At 69.2% G+C, this 8,339-nt stretch carries 8 protein-coding genes and 2 pseudogenes; 4 read left to right on the top strand and 6 right to left on the bottom strand.

Annotated elements, in window-relative coordinates:
- Positions 1-221 (top strand): annotated as a pseudogene (locus AB0J04_RS44425) (hypothetical protein); the annotation flags it as partial.
- Positions 218-415, top strand: coding sequence for a hypothetical protein (locus tag AB0J04_RS44430; RefSeq protein WP_363174417.1), 198 nt, complete (start codon positions 218-220; stop codon positions 413-415). The pseudogene AB0J04_RS44425 and the gene AB0J04_RS44430, both read left to right, overlap by 4 nt.
- A 510-nt stretch (positions 416-925) precedes the next feature.
- Here AB0J04_RS44430 and AB0J04_RS44435 read toward each other — a convergent pair.
- Positions 926-1,546, bottom strand: coding sequence for a hypothetical protein (locus AB0J04_RS44435; RefSeq protein ID WP_363174418.1), 621 nt, complete (start codon positions 1,544-1,546; stop codon positions 926-928).
- Between the two features lie 105 nt (positions 1,547-1,651).
- Here AB0J04_RS44435 and AB0J04_RS44440 point away from each other — a divergent pair, with 105 nt between their 5' ends.
- A complete protein-coding gene (locus AB0J04_RS44440) occupies positions 1,652-1,858 on the top strand; it encodes a hypothetical protein (protein ID WP_363174419.1) in 207 nt (68 codons plus the stop codon).
- Between the two features lie 107 nt (positions 1,859-1,965).
- Here AB0J04_RS44440 and AB0J04_RS44445 read toward each other — a convergent pair whose 3' ends face one another.
- From AB0J04_RS44445 to AB0J04_RS44455, 3 genes are all read right to left on the bottom strand, one after another.
- A complete protein-coding gene (locus AB0J04_RS44445; RefSeq protein WP_363174420.1) occupies positions 1,966-3,423 on the bottom strand; it encodes an integrase in 1,458 nt (485 codons plus the stop codon).
- A 373-nt stretch (positions 3,424-3,796) separates the two neighbouring features.
- Positions 3,797-5,395 carry a hypothetical protein gene (locus AB0J04_RS44450; RefSeq protein WP_363174421.1) on the bottom strand — a complete coding sequence of 533 codons (1,599 nt, stop codon included), beginning with the start codon at positions 5,393-5,395 and terminating at the stop codon, positions 3,797-3,799.
- Positions 5,396-5,589: 194 nt separating this feature from the next.
- Positions 5,590-5,880 carry a hypothetical protein gene (locus tag AB0J04_RS44455; protein ID WP_363174422.1) on the bottom strand — a complete coding sequence of 97 codons (291 nt, stop codon included), beginning with the start codon at positions 5,878-5,880 and terminating at the stop codon, positions 5,590-5,592.
- A 520-nt stretch (positions 5,881-6,400) separates the two neighbouring features.
- Between AB0J04_RS44455 and AB0J04_RS44460 the strand changes: the two are divergent.
- Positions 6,401-6,749: pseudogene (locus tag AB0J04_RS44460) on the top strand (hypothetical protein).
- Between the two features lie 415 nt (positions 6,750-7,164).
- Here AB0J04_RS44460 and AB0J04_RS44465 read toward each other — a convergent pair.
- Complete coding sequence (locus tag AB0J04_RS44465; protein ID WP_363174423.1) at positions 7,165-8,064, bottom strand: hypothetical protein; 900 nt, start codon at positions 8,062-8,064, stop codon at positions 7,165-7,167.
- Positions 8,065-8,087: 23 nt separating this feature from the next.
- Positions 8,088-8,213: a hypothetical protein gene (locus tag AB0J04_RS44470; protein WP_363174424.1), complete on the bottom strand. Its 126-nt coding sequence runs from the start codon at positions 8,211-8,213 to the stop codon at positions 8,088-8,090.
- Between the last annotated feature and the right edge of the window lie 126 nt (positions 8,214-8,339).

Here is an 8,339-nt window from a genome sequence, read left to right on the forward strand (position 1 = left end):
ACCACAGGCCCCCTCGACCGGACCCGCCGCAGCAGCAGACTCGAACGGCTCAGCTACCGACTCTCCGCCTGAACGAATTGCGCAGCAGAGTCATGACGTGGCCCAAAGCGTCGGATCTGGTGCAGCAGGATGAGGCGCAAGGAGAGCGGGCCCGACGCAAGCTGAAGCGCCTCGGCGAGGAGTGGCGCAGGCGCGAGAACAGCTGCCAGGAGTTTTCGTGAGTGCGCCGTCCGACCGATCGCAGGAGCCGCTGATGACGTTGCGTGCCGCGGTCATCTTGATGCTGGGCACGCAGATCGCCGTGGCCGCCGGCGTGCTGACCGTGCTGGCAGGGAACGCATGGGCTGTCGCGGTACTGGCTGCTGGGGGCGCCTTCGCCGGCACTGTGGCCTTCGCCCGGTCCGTGATCGGCTGAACCGGCCCGGGTGAGCAGGTCGCCCGGGTCGACGCTGTGGTCACAGCGAAGTACGCAGGTTGCGGCGGGTGGTGACCAGGCTTCGCCGTCGCCGCCGCGTGTGCTGGGCGCGCCCGTGCGCTGTACCCCGAGCTGGTCGCGGACGTGAAGCTAGTGAAGCAGGTCCGTGCCAACTACTCGGCGGCGCTGGCGATGGTGGCCGGGCCTCAGCTCTTCCTCGGCGCCTGAGCGTTTTGCAGCGCTCGGCGTGGGGCGGGCGGCGGGTCCCCGCGCCCATGGGCCATGGCCTCGGCCCTGGCTGGCTCGTCGACGCCGTCGGCGACGAAGTCCTACCGCTACCTCGCCAAGGACGCCGAGGACCTACGACCGGTGCAGCAGCGCAGTCCGGCGCTCCAGGTAAGCCAGGCGGCTTTCGGTCGTGGAGCGGCGGGAGTTGTGGTGCTCGGCGTCGTTGAGGAGTCCTACCAGGTCCGCGACCAGCAGCTGGTGTGTCCGATTCGACAGCCTTCACTACGGCTTTCCGCGGAGCGCGGCCAGGCGCTCCATCTCGTCGATGCCGTCGTTGCAGCACTTTCCGCACACCAGCCGCCTGCGCTTGGGTTGCTCGGGCAGCCGTACGTCGAACGGCGCGCGGTCCTCGGTCTTGTCGCGCAGGTCGTAGTCACAGTCCGCGCAGACCAGGCGGGCGGCGCGGGCCTGCTTCTTCGACCAGGAGGGCCACTCCGCCGACAGGACAAGTCTTGCGATGGCCATCCCCTCGGCACGGGGTTGGAAAACGGTGAAGTCCCATCGCGTGGCGTCCTCGGGGATGTCGGCGATCACCTGCTCCAGCGACGGCATCCACGGCACCAGGTGGCCCAGGTCCTTGCGCAGGATGCGAACCTCCTCGCCCTCGCGCATGGCCTTGCTGTAGGCGCTGGCGAGCGGGAACCGGAAGGCCGTCACGATGCTGTGCGGGACCTGGAGAAGGCCCAGGTCGGCGGACAGGTCGGCAGCCGTGGCCTTCCACTCGCCGCAGTTGACCTCCCGCCACAGTGCCAGGCCGTCGGCGTTCAGCCTGCCAGACGCGTTGATCGTGCCGACGATCCGCCGCTGCGCGGCCCGGACCCCCGGGGCGGCCGCTACCGTCATCTCCCACTCCTTGCTCTCACCGGCACCCTGTTCACGGCACCGTCCGCGCTGGTCAACGAGCAAGCCCCCTCGAAGACCCGGTGGCGGCCGGGACCGGTGCCGCCCATGCTGGAAGAGGAGGCGATCGGCATGGGGAAGAACAGCGGAAAGAGCAGCGGCACCGGCGGACGCCGGACGTCCATGACCCCGCAGGCGGCCTCACGGGTGCAGTCCGCCGGCGCGAAGAACCCCGGCGGCCGGACCGCGCAGACCGGGTTCCCGGCCCGCGCGCAGTCCGCCGCGGCAAAAGGCTCGCGCGCCGCCGGGAAGTAACCCCCACGCACCAGCGGCAGGACGAGCGGGACGCAATCATCGACGGCGGCGCGACACCGCTCTGCCCTTCGCGTGGCCCACCACGCACATCACCTTCGCGTCTGTACTCAGCGAGGGGGCTCGAGCAGGTCCACCGTGGCCAGGCCGGTTTCGCCGTTGACGAGTTGTAGGGCGACTTCGGCGCGCGCGGCAAGATCGAGCGGATCTAGCCCCTCGGTGTAGGAGGCGTGGACGATTCGGTCGAGGCCAGCGCCCAGGAGCGGTGCGGCTGTACGCAGGGAGGCATCCAGGGCTACCCCCTGAGTGGCGCCGCCGTGGAGGATGATGTTGCGGGTGCGGTAGAGGCGGCGCATGGCGATGCGGAACGCGTGGTTGACCTCTGTGAGCTGTGTGCTGGGATTTTGCACGAGTGAGGCCATGCGCTGCGCAGCTGCTGTGTCGGTGTACCGCAAGTCGAGTGCTTCTGGCCCTCCAGCGCGCAGAGCGTCGGCGACAAGCCGGGCGCGTTCGCGATTGGTGGTGCAGGCCGCGATAGCTTCGGAGAGGGCATCGGGCTGCGGGGGCTGATGGCGGTGGGCCAGCGTGGTCAGCTCGGCCCGGGGCCAGGAGCAGGCGATGATCGTGGCCATCCGGTCGGCCGCGACGGCCTTCCCGGACCGTTCTCCGTCACCTCGGGGGTCGTCGGGGTGGACAAGAAGGGACTCCACTGCCGCCCAGCCGCCGGCGACAGCAGGCGCCAGGGCGCCGCGGTTGCTGACAGCAGCGAGCTCGAGGGCGTCATCGATGCGCTCTCGGCTGTCGACCTTGTAGAGGTGCCCCTCATGGACGAGCGAGAGTACGTCAACACCGCGGGCTGGAGGTTCGAGCGGGACGGGGGTGTCGTATCCGGCGACCCAGATGAACGGCAGCGGTAGTACGCCTCCACGGCGGCCGCGAAGGAATTCCGAGCGGGCGGTCATGCGGTCCAGGAGCTGGCGGGCCTGGTCAGCCGCACCGAGGGGATCGAGCGCCTGCAGCTGGTAGACGAACCCTCCGCCGGTCCGGAAGCCGGCAGTGTCGTGGCCGTGCTCACGCAGCCAGGCGCCGACCTTGCCCTTGTCGAGCCAGTTCGGCAGCGGCTCGGCGAGATCGCGATGGGGCACCTTGTCGAGAGCCACCAGGACGTCGAACGTCCGCGGGCGAGCGCAGGCGAGTTCTGCAGCGCTCTCAGCAATGTCGGTGGCCGTCACTCGGGCGGTCTTGAGGCCGCGTGCCCAGTTCCTCAGGTGGAGACCGCTGTAGCCGAGGTCTAGCAGGTGGGCGGCCACAGTCCGGGAAAAACGCTCGGGCTTGACCCGCTCTGCTTCCTCAACGGCGATCGCTGTCACCCACCGGTCCAGGTAGCCGGGGCGCAGATGCCCGATGACCTCCTTCAGCCGGCGCCGCTCCGGGCTCGGGTCGGGAAGTGACTTGTTGAGCAGGTTCGTGATCTCCCTGCGGAGGTCTTTGTCTCCGAGACCGGCGTCCCGGCCAAGGATCGCCTTGAGCTGATGACGCTGCCAGTCGCACGCAGAAGACGAGAGCACGTTGTGGGCCTGCAGTGGCCGGCCTCCCACAGCTCCTCCAGTGCGAGAACCGAGCCTATGTCCCACAGGCGGCGGGGCCAGGGCGTACGCTCATCAGCGAAGAAGTCGGACATACGCGCGAGGACGTGACGTGCGTAGGAGTCCTGGACTGCGGTGGAGGCCATTGGGGCACACTATCGGAGCCTGACCAGCGGAAACCGGCAAATCGCGCGCTCCGTGCTACACTCGTTGCAGACTTGAAGGGGCACTCGCCATTTATGGCCACTGCCCCTCTTTTCTTTTGGCCCGTACGCCTGTCGGCGTGCGGGCCAACATACTTTTCTGCCAGGGACGGACGACACCGTGACCGGTTCACTCGGACGGGTTCTGTAGGTCAAGCCCGGAGGGGACAGGTGAGCGGGAGGACGCGTTCGGTCAGCTGTCCGGTGAGCTGGGCATCGGTGAGGGCGGCGTCGGTGAGCCAGTCCGCTGCGGTCAGCTGGTCGAGCAGGTGCTGCAGTTCGCCGGAGGCGACCGGGACCCAGGTGGTGAGAGCGGTCAGGGCGATGCCCTGGCCGCCGGGACCGAGGCGCCCCGAGGGGTTGGTCTGGGTGGCCAGCGTCAGGGCGAGCAGCCGGGTGCCGGCGTTGGCCTTGGCCTTGCGGAGCTTCTTGTCCGAGATGACCTTCTGGGCCCAGCCGGAGAGCTTGGGCCGCATCTTCTTGCCGAAGATGAACGGGGCCGCCTTGTCCTCGTGGGGTGCCAGGGAGGGGACGGTGATCGGGGTGGGGTTCTCCGGCCGGGAGGCGAGCAGGTCCTCGGCGGTGCCGGGCAGGGTGAGCCAGCCGCAGCCGGTCAGCTTCTCGACCAGGTCCTGCGGGTCGGTCAGGCCCAGCGCGGTGATGTCCTGGCCGACGAGGTTGCCGGTGCCGGTGTGCGCGGTGCGCAGGGTCAGCATCAGCGTGAGCAGCCGTGCCTCCGGGCCGGGCAGCGGGCTGTGGTCGGCCACGTGCGCGAGGACGGAGCGCGCGTGGTCCCACTGCGTCCGCACGGTCAGCAGTCGGCCCACGGTCGGCCCACTGCCGGCGGCCTCAGTGCTGCTGATGGACTCACTGCCGGCTGGTCCGGTACCGGCTTGCCCGGGGCCGCTGGAGGTCCGGCCCGTGCGCTGTTCGTGCTGGAAGCGGGCGGCAGCGGCGGCCTGTTGGGCACGCACGGCCTCTACCCGCAGGCTGCGGATGCCGCTGGCGTCGGCCCAGGCGATGAAGGCGCGGGCCTTTCGCTCATGGAGGTCGGCGAGCAGCGCCAGGTCGGGTTCGGTTCGCTGCTGGTAGGTGCGGAAGAGGTCACCGAGTTCGATGAGTTCGTCCCGCAGCGCGGTGGGTCGCAGATTATGGGGGATAACCCGCTGGGCGATCTTCGCCTGCTGCGGGGGGCGCCGTGCGGCTGCGGAGCGGGGAGCCGGGACTGCCGTCCCGGTGGCGGCCTGATGGTCGGAGAACTGCGGCCCGCTCGTGCCGGTTCCCGTGGCTGTGGGGGCCGAGCGGCTGGTGGTCTGCGGGCTGGGCGGCTGGGAGGTGGCTGCGGTCTTGGCGCCGGGGGTTGCGGCCGCGCACCTCGAGCAGCACTCCATGGCTTGCCACCAGCGTCCTTCCCGGTCCGTGATCACGGCCAGGACGACCGGGCCGCCGCACCGCGAGGGTTCGGCACGCGTGTGCCGGCCGGTGTCGGGGATGTGGGTGTGGCAGCCTTCCAGCTTGCATGCGCAGTACGCCCCGGCTCTGGGGGCGGGGGTGGCGCGCAGGTGGGCCTTGAGGTGGGCGATGGCGGCCGCACGGCCGGCGGCCGCGGACGGCAGGCGCTGCTCGGCACAGGCGGGACGGCTGCACGAGATGCGCACGGCCGCACTGCCCCGGCCGGCGGCGTCCAGACGCACTGTCCAACGGCGCCCCGGCACCCGCTCCTCCAGCTCGCTCACCACGGCCTGCGTCATCCCGGTCTTCCTCCCGTGGCGTGTCTGCGATGCCTGCCGCCGCTTCCCGCCGTGCCGGGCGGTCTGCGGGTGGCGAGGCCACCGTATGCGGCGTAAGGGGCGAATGCTGGTGAACTCGCCCTATCTATCTGCATGCAAGACCGTCATATGCGCTGCCGAGCCAGCAGCTGCCCCCTGGGCTGCGCGCCTTTCGTTCAGTGCGGGGTGTGAGAGCTGGGGGCGGTGCAGCTGCCCTCCAGCGCCAGCGTGCGGTCCTGTGGAGGCGTGTCCAGCCATTCCGCACGCATGGCCTGGAGCCGGTCGATGTCCGCGGCGAGTCCCGGCACCTTGGCCCGCAGTGCGTCGGCCCACTGTTGGGTGAGCGCCCGCCCGTTGACGTACAGCTCTCCATCCCTGCCTCCGACGGCGAACAGCAGGCCGCCCCTCTGGGCGGGGATCACCATCGCGCCCACCGCCTCAGCGACCTTGCCCTGGCGTACCAGCACCTCAGTGGCGGTCTGAGCTCGCTCAAGGCTTCCTCTTCCACCGTCGGCATGGGGCCCGGCCCAGCTGCCGGCAATAGGGGCATCACTCCTCCGCCGGTTCGACAGCCACCGGACTACCCGGGAGGCAGGGTCGCTCAGGCACGCGCATAACGAGGACCTCAAGAGGACGACGGCACTACTCTTCGCACCCGCCCTCGTTACGCATAGCGTGACAGCACCGTTGCAGTCCAAGACTCAGGATGCAGACGCTGGCCTGATGCCCGGACGCGTCTGCCGCACTGCGGCCGAGGCCTTTCAGGCCGGGTGGGACGAGGAGTGCGACCACGGCGCGGTCCCCAGCAAATGCTCGGTGTGCCGCCTGACCGACACGGAGATCGCCCGGCTCGTGATCCTGCTTGCGCCCCGGCCGCGGTAGGACGCGCGAGGTTGCGGCGTCGAATGATCTCCCCTTCTCCAACGTTATGACGCCTCCGATAGTTCAACGAGTCCTTGCAGCCCAGCGGCTCGTCGAACGACGATAATGGACGACACCGCGATGGCCGCAGCCAGCCAGGGCAACGTCCTTGCTTCCCGTCTGATCCACCGCGCCCATGCCGATCGGGCTGTACGCCCCGGCGTGCGCGTTAGTGGAAGCCGATCGCGCCCGGCCTGGCACGGCCGAGCACCTGGCTTCCCTTCCCGGCGTCACCGTCCTCGATCTGGACCTGGCTGCCGTCCTGGCCGTCGCACGGCAGGAGACCTGGGCCGCGGCACACAGCCAGTACGCGGCGCAGCCGACCCCGGACCGTCCGGACGGCGCGATCATCCCGACCACTGCCCTGCACCGGTGGGCAGGTGAACCGGTCCGCGTACTGGACCTCACGCCCTGAACGCAGCAGCAGACGTCTGCGGGACCCGCAGTCTTCATCGGGTGGCGCGCAGGTGACCGCGCCTGGCGGTGACCAGGCCCCGCCACCGCTGGCGCGCGTCGGGTCCGGCCGGCTGCGGAAGCGGGTGGCGGCCGAGCTGGACGGCGATGGTGTCGCCAAGTGCCCGCCGGGCCGCACACAACGTCTTCGTTGCTGCCGGCCCGCTTGTACGGGCCCGGCCCTCGGGCCGACGGTCCGCGCGCAGCGCCCCCGCGATGCGGAAGCCATCCGCACGGAGGCCCGGAGCCGGGCCCGTGGTGTGTGCGCAGCTCGGGAGGGTGGGACGGCGGTCGCCCCGCACAAGGATCTGGCGCTCTGTAGCACCACACTTGAAGCGGCCGGCGCCGTCGTCATCTCAGCGCGGCGCAGAGTTGAGTCACCGGGGTTGGGCGAGCTTGTTGGCCTTTGCGGCCTGTGCTTGGTTCGTGGTGCGGATGTCGTCCAGGGCGTCCTGGTTCTCGGTGATCGCTTCCTGTTGCAGTTTCACTTCGGTGTCGAACCAGGTCTTGGCCACCGGGTACTGGCCACGGCATGCGAGGTCGGCCTTCGCGGTGGTGATCTCTTCAGGTGTGATGTTTTCGGGATCGGTGAAGTTCGGGTCTCCCTGCGCGTCGGGGGGATCGACGTAGTTGTAGCCCTTGGCCTTCATGCAGGCCGACCACTTGGCGAACACGTCCTTGACCGCGGGGTCCGTCAGGGATGCCTTGAAGCCCTCAATGTCGATCTGCTGCACGAGCGGGTCCGTCTGGACCGCCGTAGCGCTTCCGTCGGCCTCTTGGACACACTGGCGCACTTGCGCCTCGTCTGCTCCGGATTCGTCTACCGCCCCGTCGAACATCGCGTCGTCGTAGGACTTCATCAACGCCGGGTCGCGGTGATATCCCCACTGGGCAACCTGCTCGGCGTCGGAAATCCCGTAACGGCCGTCCGTGAAGCTCTCACCATCGATGTTGGGCAGGTCAGGAGCGGGCGTCCAGTCGTTGAAGCCCGCCTTGCTCATGCACGCGTCTATCAGGTCGTCGCGCACATTCGTGATGGTCCGGGCAGCGGTCGGGTCCGGCATGTAGGCCTCGATGGGTAACCGCCAGGTGGCCGGATTGCTCGGATCCCCCACTGCCGCCTTGGCGGGCTGGGCGGCCACCTTCGCGTCAGCAGCCTTCTCCTGGTGACGAGATGAGCCTTGGTCAGACATCGCGCCGACGACTGCGACAGTGCACACTGCGGTGGCAGCGGCCAGTGGCAGCGCGACCTTGAGGGACTTTCCCTTGGGATTCACTGGAGTCTCCTTCGCCCGCTGGCCTACGGCTGGATCCAGGCGAACGACGCGTTCTCGTTGTAGACCGTCGTAAACCTGTCAATCTGCTGGTAGGCGCCCATGGTCTGGTACGGCTTCTTGTAGCCGCTGTAGTAGTAGATTCGCGCCATGTACTTGGAGTGCGTGTTCTCGCCGGACGCTCACGACAGCTGTAGTTCTTGATTGTCAGCGTGTCCGTGCTGGTCAGGGCCGGGGCGCCGTGGGCACAGGAACGGCCACCGTGATCATGAACGTTT

This window comes from Streptomyces sp. NPDC050263, from assembly GCF_040655955.1.
Classification (GTDB): domain Bacteria; phylum Actinomycetota; class Actinomycetes; order Streptomycetales; family Streptomycetaceae; genus Streptomyces.